This is a genomic window from Deinococcus humi (assembly GCF_014201875.1).
In the GTDB taxonomy this organism is placed as follows: domain Bacteria; phylum Deinococcota; class Deinococci; order Deinococcales; family Deinococcaceae; genus Deinococcus; species Deinococcus humi.
Genome location: NZ_JACHFL010000002.1, coordinates 128,585 through 143,733 on the forward strand (window position 1 = coordinate 128,585; position 15,149 = coordinate 143,733).

The 15,149-nt window shown below is 65.1% G+C and carries 10 protein-coding genes and 2 tRNA genes; 6 read left to right on the forward strand and 6 right to left on the reverse strand.

Features of this window, described 5'->3' with window-relative positions; all coding sequences use genetic code 11:
• Nucleotides 1–43 precede the first annotated feature (43 nt).
• Together HNQ08_RS04255 and HNQ08_RS04260 are read left to right on the forward strand one after the other, a co-directional pair.
• Nucleotides 44–754 (forward strand): ABC transporter ATP-binding protein, encoded by a 711-nt coding sequence (locus tag HNQ08_RS04255; protein ID WP_184128883.1) that lies wholly within the window; start codon nt 44–46, stop codon nt 752–754.
• A 97-nt stretch (nt 755–851) separates the two neighbouring features.
• Complete coding sequence (locus tag HNQ08_RS04260; RefSeq protein WP_229789757.1) at nt 852–1,871, forward strand: lipocalin family protein; 1,020 nt, start codon at nt 852–854, stop codon at nt 1,869–1,871.
• Between the two features lie 22 nt (nt 1,872–1,893).
• Here the strand turns inward: HNQ08_RS04260 and HNQ08_RS04265 are convergent, their stop codons facing one another.
• The 3 genes from HNQ08_RS04265 to HNQ08_RS04275 form a co-directional block, all read right to left on the reverse strand.
• Nucleotides 1,894–2,475 (reverse strand): hypothetical protein, encoded by a 582-nt coding sequence (locus HNQ08_RS04265; protein ID WP_184127866.1) that lies wholly within the window; start codon nt 2,473–2,475, stop codon nt 1,894–1,896.
• An 84-nt stretch (nt 2,476–2,559) separates the two neighbouring features.
• Nucleotides 2,560–3,186, reverse strand: a complete 627-nt coding sequence (locus tag HNQ08_RS04270) for a YczE/YyaS/YitT family protein (protein WP_184127867.1) — start codon at nt 3,184–3,186, stop codon at nt 2,560–2,562.
• A 5-nt stretch (nt 3,187–3,191) separates the two neighbouring features.
• Entirely contained in the window at nt 3,192–3,788 is a 597-nt protein-coding gene (locus tag HNQ08_RS04275; protein WP_184127868.1) for a hypothetical protein, read from the reverse strand.
• Nucleotides 3,789–3,947: 159 nt separating this feature from the next.
• On the opposite strand from HNQ08_RS04275, the gene HNQ08_RS04280 reads away from it, so the two are divergent.
• The 4 genes from HNQ08_RS04280 (at nt 3,948) to HNQ08_RS04295 (ending at nt 6,056) form a co-directional block, all read left to right on the forward strand.
• Nucleotides 3,948–5,105, forward strand: coding sequence for an ATP phosphoribosyltransferase regulatory subunit (locus HNQ08_RS04280; RefSeq protein WP_184127869.1), 1,158 nt, complete (start codon nt 3,948–3,950; stop codon nt 5,103–5,105).
• Nucleotides 5,102–5,752, forward strand: a complete 651-nt coding sequence (hisG, locus tag HNQ08_RS04285) for an ATP phosphoribosyltransferase (RefSeq protein WP_184127870.1) — start codon at nt 5,102–5,104, stop codon at nt 5,750–5,752. The genes HNQ08_RS04280 and hisG overlap by 4 nt, the downstream gene beginning before the upstream one ends.
• Before the next feature lie 124 nt (nt 5,753–5,876).
• Nucleotides 5,877–5,952: transfer RNA gene (locus HNQ08_RS04290), tRNA-Ile, on the forward strand.
• Nucleotides 5,953–5,981: 29 nt separating this feature from the next.
• Nucleotides 5,982–6,056, forward strand: a tRNA-Val gene (locus HNQ08_RS04295).
• Between the two features lie 669 nt (nt 6,057–6,725).
• Here the strand turns inward: HNQ08_RS04295 and HNQ08_RS04300 are convergent.
• The 3 genes from HNQ08_RS04300 to HNQ08_RS04310 form a co-directional block, all read right to left on the reverse strand.
• Nucleotides 6,726–12,260, reverse strand: a complete 5,535-nt coding sequence (locus tag HNQ08_RS04300; RefSeq protein WP_184127871.1) for a DNA repair ATPase — start codon at nt 12,258–12,260, stop codon at nt 6,726–6,728.
• A 95-nt stretch (nt 12,261–12,355) separates the two neighbouring features.
• The gene (locus HNQ08_RS04305; RefSeq protein WP_184127872.1) at nt 12,356–14,293 is read right to left on the reverse strand and encodes a hypothetical protein; all 1,938 of its coding nucleotides are present in this window, start codon (nt 14,291–14,293) and stop codon (nt 12,356–12,358) included.
• A gap of 130 nt (nt 14,294–14,423) precedes the next feature.
• On the reverse strand, nt 14,424–15,092 hold the full coding sequence (locus HNQ08_RS04310) for a hypothetical protein (protein WP_184127873.1): 669 nt from the start codon (nt 15,090–15,092) through the stop codon (nt 14,424–14,426).
• Nucleotides 15,093–15,149: the final 57 nt, after the last annotated feature.

Consider the following 15,149-nt stretch of genomic DNA (forward strand, 5'->3'; position numbering starts at 1 on the left):
AGCGGTACACCAGCCTGTTGCGCCCAGCACCACCGGGGCGGCAATGCTGGAACTTAACGACGTCCACTCGTACTACGATCACATTCACGCGCTCAAGGGCATCACCCTCACGGCTTACGAGGGCGAGATCGTCGCGCTGATCGGCGGCAACGGGGCCGGCAAGACCACCACCCTGCGCACGGTCAGCGGCATGATGAAGCCCAGAGGCGGCACCCTGACCTACCTGGGCGAGGACATCGCCGGGAAACCCGCGCACCAGACCATGCAGATGGGCATGAGCCACGTGCCGGAGGGCCGCCGGATTTTCCCGCAACTGACCGTGCGCGAGAACCTGGAAGTCGGTGCGTACACCATCACCGACAGGAAGCTGATCGAGGAGCGCGTGCAGGAGGGCTTTGCGTACTTTCCTCGGCTGAGGGAACGCGAGAACCAGCTGGGCGGCACCATGTCGGGTGGCGAACAGCAGATGCTCGCCATCGCCCGCGCGCTGATGGTCAACCCCCGACTGCTGCTGCTGGATGAGCCAAGCATGGGCCTGTCGCCGCTGTTCGTGGAAGCGATCTTCGACATCATCGTCAAGCTGAACAGGGAGCACAACACCACCGTGCTGCTGGTGGAGCAGAACGCCAACATGGCGCTGGCGATTGCCCACCGCGCCTACGTGCTGCAAACTGGCGAAATGAAGTTGAGCGGCAAGGCCAGCGAGATCGCCAAGGACGAGAGTGTGCGCAAGGCGTATCTGGGCGACGATTAAGGGACGACAGACAGCAGCGGGCCGGGGTGAATGCTCCGGCCCGCTTTTTTGGATCAATTCCTGAAGTCTGGATGGCCCGAGGTGCTTAACTTGGAGTATGGACAAAATGCGTCTTGCTGCCGCGCTGGTTGTGGGCAGTGCCCTGCTGACCGCCTGTGCGCCCGCACCCCTGGCTTTCGATCCGTCCATCATTCCAGTTGCGGACGATCTGGGTGCCAGGAATGCTGGGACCGAGTGGTGGTACGTGTCGGGCGTGCTCCCGGACGCTGGGCTGGCCTTTCACTGGGCGCAGTTCAAGGTGAATTACAGGGGCCTGCCCTACCATGCCTCGCACATTGCCGTCACCGATCTGAAGAACAACAACCTGTATTTTGTAGAGAACGGCGATCAGAAAGCCGCGTTTGGCTTTCCCCCCCTGAGCGTTTCGCAGGGCGACTGGAAATTGGTGCAGGAGGCAGGAAACAAGGCCCCATTCAAGCTGACGGCTGGCCCGCTGAACCTGACCCTCAGGCCCGCACGCAATGCGGTGGTCCATCCCCCCGGCTACTCCGGCACTGCCGAAACTGGGCGCCTGTACTACCAGAGCGTCACGCGGCTGGATGTGAGCGGGACCATAAGGGTGGGGGATGAAACACGGCAGGCCAGCGGGCAGGCGTGGCTGGACCATCAGTGGGGCGATCAGCAGCCCGGCGCGGCGGCAAAATGGGACTGGTTCGGCCTGCACCTCTCAGACGGCTCGGACCTGATGCTGTACCGGGTCAAGAATGCCAGAAATGAAGTCGTGCAGGTGGCGGCCTCGCACGTGAGTTCGGAGGGCGTGGCCCGCGAGGTCAGAGACGTGACCATGACGCCGGGACGGGTCTGGACGAGTCCCAGCGGGCGCAATTACACCCTGGGCTGGACGGTAAGTGGCGAGAACCTGGCGCTGGAACTGGCCCCCCTGCGTGACAATCAGGAGTTGCTGAGCAAGACGACCTCGGTGGCGTACTGGGAGGGGCCGGTGCGCGGCACAGGCACGCTGAACGGTCAGGCCGTCACCGCGTCAGGCATGGGTGAATTCGTGGGCGGCGTGCTGACCCGCGAGGAAGGCGGCCGATTCACCATTCCAGCGAAGTAGGCCCCTGGACAGCTCTGTGACGTCAGGCAGAAGTGTGGCCCCGCCGAAGCTGCCCCAGACTCCGCAGCGCCGGCGACGTGACGCCGAGCCACAGGATCGCGGCGCAGCCCAGGCCCAGCACGGCGGTTCTGATGCCAACCGGCAGGAACAGTGCCGCCACGCCGAGCACGCAGAGTGCCCCGCCCACCCCCGCGAAGGCGCCGTTGCGAAAAGCCGGGACGAGGCCGAAGAAGTGCAGGCCCACGATGATGGCAATTGCGGCCATGATGGCGTCTTCCAGACCGTTGGCGGTCAGGAGTCTGGCCGCGACAGGAAAGGCGAGAACCATGGCGATCACGGATACCCGGTAGGCCGTCGTCAGAAAGGGATTGGGCGGCCCTTTCCCTGGAGGAGCTGGGGCATGGGCCGCTTCACAACGAAGCTTCAGCGCCACTCCGGCCAGTGCTGCTGTGATCCCGGCCACCAGTAGCAACGCGAGGAGGCGCCACGTGCCTGCCAGGGCCAGACTGCCGTTCAGGCCCCAGATGACGGCGAAAACTGCACTGATCAGCACGGACGCTGCCGCGCCGCGCAGATGGGCAGAGGTCAGCGGGGTGGGGGGCATGTCAGGCCAGGTAACCAATCGCTCCTGCGCGGCGCAAATCCGGGGCACCGGGCCGGAAGGCCTCGAACGTCAGAGCGCTTCTGTTCAAGCCTTCTTGCCCACCCCGAACAACCCCAGACCCCAGCCCATCGCCGGCCCCACCGTCAGTGCGAAGACCAGCGTGCCCCAGCCCAGCGGTCCACCCAGGGCCCAGCCGAGAAGGAGGACCAGTAATTCCACGCCGCTGCGGATGCGCGGCACGGGCCAGCCGGTCAGCCGGTTCAGCGCCAGCGTCAGGCCGTCGCGTGGGCCGGCGCCCAGGCCCGCCGCCACGTAGGCTCCGGTGGCAAAGCCCAGCAGTCCCACGCCCAGCAGAAACTGCACCCAGCGCCAGCCCAGCATGGTGGGATCGGGAATCAGCGGGGCCAGCACGTCCAGAAACACGCCGATCAGCACCACGTTCAGCAGCGTGCCCACGCCGATGCGCTCGCGCAGGCGCAGGGCCGTGAAGGCCACGATGGCTGCCCCGGTCAGGATGCTGACCACGCCCACCGTCAGCGGCAGGTGACGGGTCACGCCCACATGCAGGACTTCCCAGGGGGCGGTGCCCACATGGGCGTCCAGCATCAGCCGCAGGCTCAGGCCGTACAGGAACAGCCCCGAGAGCAACAGGACAAGGCGCGCTGTCCATGAGGGACGCACCAGCGTGGCCAGTGGGGCAGAGGCGGTCACCGCGATCAGCGGGCGCGCTGGGTGGCTTGATTCCCCGCGGCGTCAATTACGGTGATGTCTGCCCAGATACCGGTGGTCTCGGCGAAGAATTCCACGCGCGGGCCGGGCGTGATATTCAGGCGGTTGCCGTCCACCAGAACCTGTGCCACCCCGGTGTTGTCGCCGGCCACGCCGGAGACCCGGATGTTGTTGCCGCTCTTCTCGAAACGCGTGACCTGAATGGTGGGTTTGACGGTGTCCACGCTGATCGGCAGCACCAGCGTGGATTCGTTGCCCGCCGCGTCGCGCGCTGCGATGGTGTATTTGCCCTGTGAACCCTCGATCAGGGTCTTGAACTGAAAACGCGCCAGCTTGCGGCTGCCGGGCAGGATCGGGATGGGTTTGCCGTCCACGGTGACCTGTGTGACCCCGATGTCGTCCAGAACGTATCCCTGCACCAGGAACGACTTCTCGCGGGTGACCTCGCCCCCCGTGGTGCTGCTGATGGTGATGCGCGGTTTGAACGTATCGGTGGTGCGGGCACAGCCGCTGAGGAGCAGCCCCAGCGTCAATCCCAGGACGGGCAGCGGCGCTGCGGCGGGTGGGAAGGACGGGCGGCGCATGACCCCAAGTATAGCGGGCAGGACGCTTGGGCTGAGCCGCGTCAAATGGGCCGGGCCGTGCAGAAAACGGTTAAGCGCAGTGTTGAAGCCCAGCGTCAAGGGGACGCACACGGGCCAGCTCAGTTCTTCTGCCGCTGCACCACACGTCCAGCCCCTACAATGCCTCCCGTGAGTTCGCCCGCCCGCACCCTGCCTGTCCTGCCGTCTGCCCCTGTCCCCGAGGGGACGCGTGATGTGCTGCCGCCCGAGTGGGAACAGCGCGAGGCCCTCCGGGCCCGGCTGTCCCACCTTTTTGGAAGCTGGGGTTACCGTGGGGTGGAGGTCCCGGCTCTGGAATACGCTGACGCCCGCCATCCGCAGGACGCGCGGGCCTTCAAGCTGATCGATTCGGGTGGACAGGTACTGGCTCTTCGCAGCGAGTTCACCACTGCGATTGGGCGGCTGGTGCGCACCCAGTTTCCGGAAGGGCCGTTTCCGCTGCGCCTGCATTACAGCGGGCGGCTGTGGCTGCGTGCTCTGACCAGTGAACTGGGGCGCCTGCGTGAATTCGGGCAGACGGGCGTGGAGCTGATCGGCACCCTGGGCGCACGCGCCGACGCCGAATTGCTGCATCTGGCGTCGGCGGCGCTGGCCGCAGTTTCGGTGGAGGCCCAGCTGGAAGTCGGCTTTCCCGGCTTCGTGGACGCCGTGCTGGAGGACGCAGTGTTGCACGGCCCCGCCCGGGAGGCACTGCACGGCGCGGTGGACCGCAAGAGCGGCGCGGACATCGATCTGCTGTCGCGCCAGCATGGGCTATCACACGAGGTCACCCACACCCTGCACGCCCTGACCGATCTGTACGGCGGCCCGGAGGTCCTGGACGCTGCTTCGAAACTGGCACAGGGCGCGCGGGCACAGGCGGCGGTGGCCCACCTGCGCGAGGTCTCGGAGCTGTACGACGGCGGCCTGCTGTATGACCTGGGGGCCAGTCGCCGCTACGACTATTACACCGGCCTGACCTTCCGCGCCTACGCGGCGGGCCTGAATCAGCCGGTCCTGGGCGGGGGCCGCTACACACTGGAGGGCGGGCTGCCCGGCGCGGGGTTCGCGATGGGTCTGGAGCGTCTGCTGCGGGCTGCCGCGCCCCAGTTGCCCCCCCAGCCCGAGGTGGTGCTGGCGCTGGACGCGGCAGGGGCCGAGACCGCGCGTGGACAGGGTCTGTGTGCCGAACTGGCCTGGACGGACGATCTGACCGAACTCAGGCGCTACAGCGCGGCAAGGGGTATCCGGCGCTGGGCGCGGGGTTCCGGGCTGTTCGAGGCAGGGGGGGAAGCGTGACTCCCGTTCCCCTGCATGGCCCGGATCACCTGACGCTGGCGCTGCCCAAGGGCCGCATTCTGGAGCAGGCCATCGCGCTGCTTTCACAGGCGGGCCTCCCGCTGACGCTGCCTGAGAAGTCCCGCGCCCTGCGCCACGAATTTCCTGGCGTGACCGTGCTGGAGCTGCGAAATCAGGACGTACCGGTGTACGTCGATCTGGGCGTGGCCGACGCTGGCATCGTGGGCAAGGACGTGCTGATCGAGTCCGGGCGCGAGGTCTACGAACCTGTCGATTTAAGGTTCGCCGCCTGTCGTCTGTCGTTAATCCGCGAGAGAGGGGCCACCGCGCCCATCGTGCGTGTGGGCACCAAATATCCTCGTGCCGCCCGCGCTTACCTGAACGCACGGGGCATCCCTGCGGAGGTGGTCAAACTCAGCGGCAACATCGAGCTGGCCGCCCTGACCGGATTGGCCGAGGCCGTCATTGACCTGGTGCAGACTGGCAGCACCCTTCAGGCCAACAATCTGGAAGAGCTGGACGTGCTGTTCGAGTCCAGTGCCCGGCTGATCGTCAACCGCGCAGCCCTGAAGCTGCGGCGTGAGCGGCTGCGCCCCCTGATCGGGCGCCTGCGGGAACTCGTGGAAGAGAATGACCCTCAGTCCTGAACAGCGGGCAGCTCTCCAGAAGTCGGGGACAGGCATTTGACAAGCACAGGGACCGTTGCTACACTTCCCCTCGCCTGATGACCAGCCGTCCCCGTGGCGATCTGGGGGCGCGTGCAAAGGCCCCGGGCCTTTAGCTCAACGGTCAGAGCAGTCGGCTCATAACCGATTGGTTGCCGGTTCAAATCCGGCAAGGCCCACCATCCTCGGCCAGCAGGAAAGCTTGATGTTCGGGCGGTTAGCTCAGTGGTAGAGCATTCGCTTCACACGCGAGAGGTCGTAGGTTCAAGTCCTATACCGCCCACCAAGAGGAAAAAGAACGTCCCAGATGGCATTTAGCTGTCTGGGGCGCTTTCTTATCGACATACCTAGTCTGACGGTCATAGATTCAGGAGGTAGGTATGAAACTCAGTGAAGCACTAGAAGTATTTCTGTTGGACCACCGGGCAAGAGGTAGCCGTCCTAGAACTTTGGAATGGCATCGTTACACCCTCAACTATCTTCTCAAGCCGTTATTAGAGGCCGACGCCGACGCCTCATCCCTTTCTGTGTTCACTGTCTCTCAAGCCCTCGCTAAAGACCTTAAGCCCAACACTCTCTTTAATTACGAGAGATCACTTCGGGCCTTCTGTAGCTGGCTCGTGGGGTGGAGGAACTGTCCCGCGATCCGTTCAAAGGAAGAAAGCGGATCAAGCAGGTGTTTCAGCCTAAGCGCAGCCTAACTCTCACCGAGATACAAGCCCTCTTCCGCGCTGTAAAGGCCGTGAAGCGCCTTCAACCCCGTAACCTCGCCCTGGGCAACCAGCCCACGACCTCGCCGTAATGGACTAGATGCTGGCTGGGGTTAGCGGTCTGGATCTGGACCGTGAGACACAGGCTGCGGGACTAGATACTGGCGTGGGCAGGGCATGAACGTTCCCAGGACTGTGACTGGCAGACTGGTCATCACTCCTCCCGGCTGCCCGACTTCATCTCTTTACAGCTTCTCATCTTCCTGACCGGGTTCTTTCACATCCGTCTCCCCCCAGGCCACGTCCTGCTTTCGGGGGTGCCGTCCAAGGCTCAGCGTCCGGCCGTGTGCCTGCGCTCCTTTCAGCGCGTCGGCGATGTCACCGAGCGAGTCGCTCAATTCCCTGTCACGCACGCTGGATGACGCGACAATGGACAGCAGCGGCGCGAGGGCCCCCTCCAGCGCGCCCATGAGGGTTTCGAGTGTCACCAGTGCAGGTTCTGGGTGTGCGGTTGTGGCTGTGCTTGGTGCGGCCTCCCTCTGACGCACTGTTGAGAGTTCCTGTTCTACGGACTGCAGCGCGGCCAGAATGCTGGCCTGCGTGGCCGCATTCCATCCGGCGGAGTGACCGCGCACCTCCGCTTCCCTGACCCCTTCCCTGAGGGCCGCCGTTTGAGCGTTCATCCCGGCAGCGATGTCGGCCAGCTGCGCCACCACCCGTCCACCCACGTCGGTCCCGGCCCCGCCGATCGCCCGGTCCCGCAGGAAGCCGGTGCGGATCTGCTGCCAGCGCGCGTCCTGGTCTGGGGTCAACGTGCCCTGGATCTCGGCGAGCTTGAGCAGGTTTTCCTCGGCGCCGCTGGTCAGCAGCTGGGCCTCGCCGAGGTAATGGTCCGCGATTAGACCTGCAATTTCGGTGTCGTTCATCACCGGCTGAATTTTTTCGGCCAGACGGTTCATGTTGCGGTAGCTGCCCTGCAGCCGGAACGGCGGCTCGGTGCGGTAGCGGTCATCCTGCGCGGCGCTGGCGATGTACTGCGCGTTGACCGCCGAGAGCACGTCACGCACCCGCAGCAGGCGCCGCAAGGTCTCGACCATCTCCCCGGCCTCAGCCTCGCCCAGACCGGACTTCAGCCCCGACAGACTCACTTCGCGTCCCTGTGCGCGCTCCACCAGCAGCGCCAAGTCTGCCGGGTCACGACCCGAGAGTGCGGCCAGTACCGGGTTGGAGGTGAGACTGTTTTCGATGTAGCTCATCAGGAAAGCACCTTGCATCCCGCTTAGCACGTCGCCGAGGTTGTACACGTCGGCACGGTTGGCCAGCATATCTGGCACCCGGAAGACCTCGCCGGACTCAGTGTAGGGGTTGCCTGCCATGACCACCGCAAATCTCCGTCCGCGCAGGTCGTAGGTGCGCGGTTTCCCCTGCCAGACCCCGTCGATGCGGCGCGTGCCGTCGGTCAGCGAGATGAACTTCTGCAAAAACGAGGGGCTGAGGTGTTGGATGTCGTCGAGGTAAAGCATTACGTTGTTGCCCATTTCTAGCGCCAAGCCGAGCTTCTCCAGTTCCGCCCTGGATCCGGAGTCTCCGGTCAGTGCGGGATCAAGCGAGGTGATGTGGTGCCCCAACGACGGTCCGTTGATCCGCATGAAGACCAGTCCCAGCTGGCTGGCGACATACTCCATCAGGGTGGTCTTGCCATAGCCGGGCGGGGAGATCAGCATCAGCAGGCCCATCAGATCGCTGCGGCGCCCTTCGCCCAAGGTGCCGATCTGCTTGGCGAGGTTGTCGCCAATCACCGGCAGGTACACGCCGTCAATCAGGCCGTTGCGCACGAACGAGGTGAGCGGCCGCGCCTGGTACTCGGAGAGATGCAGCGCTGCGGCCTCGCGTTCCATCACGGCGGTCCGCGCTTCCTGATAGCGGCGCATCCCCGGCACGTACACCGTGCGGTGCTGTTCGAGCCGGGCTGCGGTTTCGCCCACGTCCAGGGTCAGCGCGCCGCCCGTGATCCTGGGGTGCGTGCCGATCAGACCGCTCACATGGGTGATCAGCGCGGTTTCCTGGGTCTCCGTGTTGAGCTCCTCACCGAACAGCAGCCACGCCGCCGCTTCCGGCACTTCACCGACGTGACCTGTCCACGCCTCAGTCTGTGTCAGCGCCGCTGTCCAGGCCAGCGCCATCTTCCAGCGCTGGGCGAGTGACCTTCCTCTACCCGCATCCAGCGATGCCCTCAGCTGATCGGCCTTGCCGATCAGCTCCGCGTCCGCACGCAGCGCGTCTGCGAGGTCGACAGCCCGCCGGGTGAAACTGAGTTTGACGCTCTCAGCTGGCGTGCTGGGCTCCTGGGAGGTGGCCTCGATGGCGGCACACAGGTATTCGGCGGCCTGATGGGCCTGGCTGGTGGTCACAGGGATGCCGGCGTTCCCCAGGTGGAGGCTGATCTCGCCGGCGAGTTCATCGCGCGCAGTGTCCATCGCACCACGTGTTCCGAACATGCTGGCGATGGTGACCGCACTCTGCACCCGCTCGGCCCATTCTGCGCGCAGCTCACTCCAGCTGGCCCAGAACAGCACTCCCAGCGCACGCGACTCTGCTGGGTAGATCAGTGCTCCGGCGGCATCCTCAAGGGGCAGCAACGCGGTGATGATCAGGGCCGCGTCGTGATCGTGGACGCCCTTCTCGTAGCCGCCACGGTAGTGTGGAGCGGCGAAGGCGCGTACTCGCGCCTCTAAGGCTCGCGGATCATCCAACAGCGAGCGCAGGGTGTCCATGGTCAGGCCCGCCTGTCTCTCATTTTCCGTGACTTGCGCTCCGTGGGTTTCAGCAGCGTCCAGTGTTGCCGCAGTCTGTGCTGCCGCATCTGTCCGGGCCGCCTGCATGACTAGGTGTGCGAGGTATTCGCCCCGGTAGACCTGCGGTGACTCGGATTCCAGGGTCGCGTCCCAGAATTCCTCAAGGCTGTCTAACACCGGGTCGTGCAGCGGCTGCATGAATCCCGTGCCGGTCAGATGCACGTTGAGTGTGCCGTCCCTGGGCAGCAGGGTCAGTTCCAGCGGCTGGGTGTTGACACTGAAACGGTGTCGTGGCCCCAGGCGGATCACCTTTCCGCCGTCTTCGAACAGGTCTGAGCGGTCTCGCAACTGCCGCACGGCCCCGTCCCTGGCGGCGGCGAGGCGAGAGAGCAGGTCTCCGGCGCGAACCACGTCACCGTGGGCGCTGAGTTGTCCAGCGACCTGCCGCAGGCGCAGGATCAGCGGATCACCCGCGAAGAAGGCCTGCAACTCCTCGGGGCTTGAGAGGCGCCCCAGGCGGGTTCCCAGGCCGTCCACGATACGGGCGCCAGTGTCGCCCAGGGTCTGGTTGCGGCGCTCACGCGCGGTCAACAGCACCTGGCGGCGTTCCTCGAAGGCCAGCTGGGTTTCCTGGCGCAGGGTCAGTAAGGCACTCACAAAGGTGTCGGACTCGCCGAACCGGCTTTCGATCTCCCCGGCGGCCAGGGTCAGGCGGGCCAGTTCCTCGGTGGCCCGCTCCGGGGAGTCCGCCCGTCCCAGCGCTCCGACCACCGACTGGCGGTACAGGTTCATCTGGGCGGCGAACTGGGCGGCCATCTCTCCTTCGCCCACGTCCCGTGCGCGGCGCTCTGTTCTGGCCCGCAGCGCGTTGAGCTTGGCATACAACCCTGAGATGCTCTCGATCACCGCCGTGCGGGCCTGCGCGTCTTCTACCGGGAGTCCGGAGAGCAGTTCGGACAAGGTGTCGAGTGATCCAGCCACTCCGGCGATCTTCGTGAGCTGCGCGTTGAGCTCCCGGCTGGACGCCGCGTCTGCCGAGGACAGCCCGGTTTCCAGGGCCATAATCTCATCAGCCAGCGGGGTCAGCGCCTCCGGACCAGTCAGGAAAGCGCCGGTGGCCTCTCCGGTCTGGGTGTGCGCCGCTGTGGTCTCGCCCACCATCGCATCTACAGCGGCCACGTCGATGCCGCGCATATCCCGCAGGCTCAGCAGTTTGCCGCGTTCTGCCACCAGCAGCTCCAGGGCGTCGACAAAGGACTGCACCTCGGTATGGGCGCGGCTGGCAAGGTCGGTGAGCAGGGCGCGGTGTTCCTTGCGGGCCTGATCCAGGGCTTCGCGGGCCGCCAAGCGCATGCTCTGCACCTTCTCGAATTCGTCGAGCACCGCCTCGCTGCTGGCGATGATCTCGTGAAGCAGGCCAGCCAGCGCGGCGTTGGCGGGATCGGCGAGCCAGTGGTGCACCTCGAACAGCCGCCGGGCGCTGGCCGTCAGCCGGGTGTAGTGTCGGGAGTCCTGTGCCCGCTGGCCAGTGGTGCGCGCCACCTGGGTGAGATTGGAGACTCCGCGCACCAGTTCGGCGTTGCCCAGCCGCCCAAGTGCGCTCTTGCTCTGCGGTGCTCTTGAGGCAAATTCGTCGCTATAAAAAGGCGTCTTCCACACCTGCATCGGATGCACCCGTGTGGGCACAGAACTCTCGGCCTGGAACAGCGTCAGGATGCCACCCTCCTGGAGGGCCTCACCGTGGGCGAACAGCGGCGCGGCCAGTTCGCGGCGGATCAGGTTATAGACGAACAGCGCGCTCTCCCCGCTGACTGGCTCGTAGAAGGTGTACAGCACGTCCTCACCATTGGGGGAACGCTGCACGCCGCTGAGGGTCATGCCCTGGACCTGCGCGTCAAATTCACGGTACTCGCCGCTCTGGGTGTAGAAGCCACCGGGAAAGATGATGCCGTGGTCTTCAGGCAGGCTGATGCACGACAGCAGCATGGCGTCGCTCCGTATCACCCGACGCGTCAGGGTGTTGTAGATCAACCCGCGCCACGCTTGTTCGCGGTAGGGCAGCACCCGCAGCAGGATCAGCGTTCCCACGCGCGCGTACTCGAATCTAGCGTCGTCCAGGGACTGGGTGGCGTCGTCTACCGGCTCGCTATACACGCCCTCGCCGGTCTCAGTGTCGTTCTCGGTCTTGACCGTCAGCGTGCCGCCGCGCGTCTCGACGTACAGGGTATCAAGGATGTTCAGGTGTGGGTGACGTCCGCTGACTTCCAGCTCGCGTCCGGCGCGGATCCATTCGAAGTCGAATCTGGGCGGCGGCGCAGCGTCGCGTTCACCGCGCGCGTCGGTATAGCTGATCTCGCCTGTCGGGCTGACCTCCCAGCGGAACACCCGCACATCGGCGATGGTCTGCCCCATCTGAAAAACGGCCAGCAGTTTGGTGCCGCGCGTGAGCAGCTGGAGCAGTCGGGCGTCTTTGTAGTAGGCGTACAGCTCGGCGAAGTCGCGCACGAAAGTTGGGTCTGCGAGAAAGGTGCCCAGGGTGGGAACGGGCTGCACGTCGTAGGTTCCGCCAGTCTCGATGAGCTGGTACAGGCTGAGGACGTCGCCGACGGCGGTTTCCCCTTTGCGCGCTGACGCGGCGTTGAAGCCGAACAGCAGCCACGGCCCAGCCTCGACCAGATCACGGCCCAGGGCGATAAAGGGAGTGTGGATGCGCACGCGTCCCAGCAGGGTCATCTCCCCCTCGCCAAATTCAGCGATGCGCTGGGCATTCAGGTCTGCGACCATGCTCTGCAGCGCTGCGCCCTGTGCAGCGAGTCGGGCGCTGAGCACTGCGTAGGCCCCGCTGGTTTCTTCGGCTGGGGTCTGTTCGGCTGTGTTCTGTTCTGGGTTGCGTGTTGGGTACGTGCCCGTGATTTGGTCAGGGGCAGGGATCACTTCTGCTGTGGTCTGGTCTTTGGGCATGCTGGAGGGTGTGGGTTCGGTCATCGGAATCTCCCTGTGTGGACGGCGCTGCATTTCTGAACGGCAACCGGCGGGCGCGTCACTGCCTCACGCGCCCGCCGACCAGCTGTGTGCCGCGCTCAGTTCTTGTCGATGGCTCCTGTTGTAGTGGTTCCGTACCCCGTTTCCTCGCGTCCGAGACGCACGCCTGCAAAACGGTCTAGCAACGCCTGGACCATCGGGCTGCGTGCGGCGAAGCCCTCGACGGCCTTGCTCATGGACACTGAGCGGCTCAGGGCATCGAACATCCCGCCCTCACCGCCAACCAGGTCGATGTGAGCGTTCTTCAGTGCGCTGGAAAGCACGCCTGCGGTTTCCCTCGACACTTCCTTCCCGGCTTCCAGGGAGGCCGTGACTTCCTTGAGGTTGGTTTCCAGAGTCATGCGGAATTCCTCGTGGTCGCGAGCGCGGTCACTCATCGAGTCCATGGCCCCAAACTTGGCGGTCAGGCCTCTGGCTTCGGCCATCATGCGGTCACTCACGGCCCCAGCTTCCGCGCTGCCCTGGGCGCTGGTGATGCTGGCAAGCGCCTGTCCGACAGCGGCCTGTCCCTGCGCTTCTGCAGCCATGCGCTCAGCGAGCACGCGGGCATCGGCGTTGCCCTGCTTGTAGCTGGCTTCTGCCTTCGCTTCGAGGACCTGGGTCTCGGCGAGGCCGGGCGCGGCAATCTCCACCTGTTTGGCGGCGGCCATGACCCTGACGGCATCGGCCTTGCGGGTTGCCGAATCTGATTCGGCCTGGGCTAGGTTGGTCATCTCGGCGGCGCGGTGACGCGAGGCGGTCTCGGCAGCCTCGGCGGCCTTGATCTGCTTGACCAGCGTCTCCTGGGCGGCCGCCTCGGCGCCGAGGACGCGGACCTGCTTGTCGCGGTCAGCGGCAGAGACCTGGCGTACCTCGTTGATGCGTTCCTCCTCGAGGGCCACGGTCTTCTGGATGGCGATGCGCTCGCGGGTGATGTTGGCCACCTCCATCACGCCCTGCTCGACGATCTTATCGCGGTCGACTTCCTGCAACTTGACCTCGCGGTCGGTGGTCACTGCCTCCATCTTCCCTGCACGGGTGACGCGCTCGATCTCGATGGCCACGGCACGCAGCCTGTTCTGTTCAGCGACCTCAACCTGCCGGCTACGCTCCTGTTCGCGGATCTCGACTTTCTCGTCGGTGTCGATGCGCGCCTGTTCGGAGAGCAGACGCTGCTCCTCTCTGACCTTCTGGGTCTCGGCTTGCTCGCGGGCGACGATGGTGTCGATCTCACGGCGCTGGCGCGCCTCGGCCTCGGCCTGCTGGCGTTCAAGGGACAGGGTGGCTTCGCGGGTCTCAACATTCTTCTTGGTAACCGCCAGCCGCTCGTTTTGCTCCAGCTCGTTGGTCACGATGTTCTGGGCGGCGGTCAGCTGGGTGATTTTGCGGATGCCCTCGGCATCCATGATGTTGTTCTGGTCCAGCAGGGTCTTAGGGGTCTGCTCGAGGTAGTCGATCGCCACGTCCTCGAGGACATACCCGTTGAGGTCACGCCCGATGACCTTGACCACCTCGTCGCGGAACTCATCACGCTTCTCGAACAGTTCGATGAAGTCGAACTTCTTGCCCACGGTCTTGAGAGCCTCGGAAAACTTGGCGTTGAACAGCTCGTCGACCGCTTCACGGTCAGAAGCGCGCCTCGCCCCGATGGACTTTGCCACCTTGAGTACGTCCTCGCTGGTTTCGTTGACCCGCAGGTAGTACGCCACCGCGATGTCCGCACGCATGTTGTCCTTGCAGATCAGTCCTTCCCGGCCGCGCCGGTCCACCTGAAGGGTGATCAGGCTGATCTGCATGATCTCGGCCTTGTATAGGACTGGGATCACTAGCGCTCCGGTGAAGCGCACCTTGGGCGAGGAGCTCAGATCGTTGACGATCAGCGCGGTGCCCTGGTCGACTTTAATGTAGAAGGCTTTGACCAGGCCGATCAGGCCGAAGATGATCAGCAGAACCATCCCGAGGGCGATCAGGAAAGGGATGAGGATCGGGAGGGTCATGCAGTCTCCTTGCTTGCCGGCGCGGGGGATGTTCCGCCGAGGGCAGCGCTCTGTGTGGTGTGGCTGGTGCGGGGCATGCAGGGTGTCTGTTGCTGAGGGATCTCAACGCTGCTTTTCACAGGTTCGGTTCTCAAACGTCTGGGGCGGGAATGACCACGTAGCTGTTGTCTGCCGGGTCATACTCCAGCAGCACCACAGCGTCGCCGCGCACGAAGTGTTCCTTTAGGGGTGAGCGCACCTGGAGCCGCAGTCCGGCCCCGCCGTCGGCCAGCTCGGCCATCCCGGAGCGGGCGTCCACGCCGGGGGTGATCACGCGGGCGGCGCGGCCGATCAGCGACGGCGCTTCAGGCGGACTCAGCCATCCCAGCGCCGGGCGCAGCCAGATCAGACTCAGCGCCGAGGCGAGGACGGCGGGCATAGTGGCCGCCACCAGCGTGATCATGCCGCCGACCACCTGCCAGCGTCCGTCCAGCATGGGCAAGAGCAGCAGCGCGGCCATGTAACAGATGATCCAGCTATAAAGACTCAGCAGCGTGACGCTCAGCATCACGGGCACGCCGCCGAGGCCGAGCCGATCGGCCAGTCCGGCTACCATGCCTGCGAAGCTCTGGTGGTCCGCATCCAGGTGTCCGGGATGCAGATGTCCGTGCCCACCATCCACATGTCCGGTGTCCAAATGAACGTGTGTGGCGTCCACCAGTCCGCTGGCGGCCATCAGCCAGTACGCGGCACACAGGCTCAGCATCACGCTCCACAGCAGTGTGGGGAAGCTCAGTGCTGTGATCAGGAAGTCGTTCATGTCATGAATACGCGGCCTGCGAGGTCCACGTTCCAGCACTTTCGCAGACGGTGAGCA

Bases quoted from the DNA above. Each gene is read 5' to 3' on its own strand.
- HNQ08_RS04255 (WP_184128883.1), top strand. From the start codon at position 44: ATGCTGGAACTTAACGACGTCCACTCGTACTACGATCACATTCACGCG.
- HNQ08_RS04260 (WP_229789757.1), top strand. From the start codon at position 852: ATGGACAAAATGCGTCTTGCTGCCGCGCTGGTTGTGGGCAGTGCCCTG.
- HNQ08_RS04265 (WP_184127866.1), bottom strand. From the start codon at position 2,475: ATGCCCCCCACCCCGCTGACCTCTGCCCATCTGCGCGGCGCGGCAGCG.
- HNQ08_RS04275 (WP_184127868.1), bottom strand. From the start codon at position 3,788: ATGCGCCGCCCGTCCTTCCCACCCGCCGCAGCGCCGCTGCCCGTCCTG.
- HNQ08_RS04280 (WP_184127869.1), top strand. From the start codon at position 3,948: ATGCCTCCCGTGAGTTCGCCCGCCCGCACCCTGCCTGTCCTGCCGTCT.
- HNQ08_RS04300 (WP_184127871.1), bottom strand. From the start codon at position 12,260: ATGACCGAACCCACACCCTCCAGCATGCCCAAAGACCAGACCACAGCA.
- HNQ08_RS04305 (WP_184127872.1), bottom strand. From the start codon at position 14,293: ATGACCCTCCCGATCCTCATCCCTTTCCTGATCGCCCTCGGGATGGTT.
- HNQ08_RS04310 (WP_184127873.1), bottom strand. From the start codon at position 15,092: ATGAACGACTTCCTGATCACAGCACTGAGCTTCCCCACACTGCTGTGG.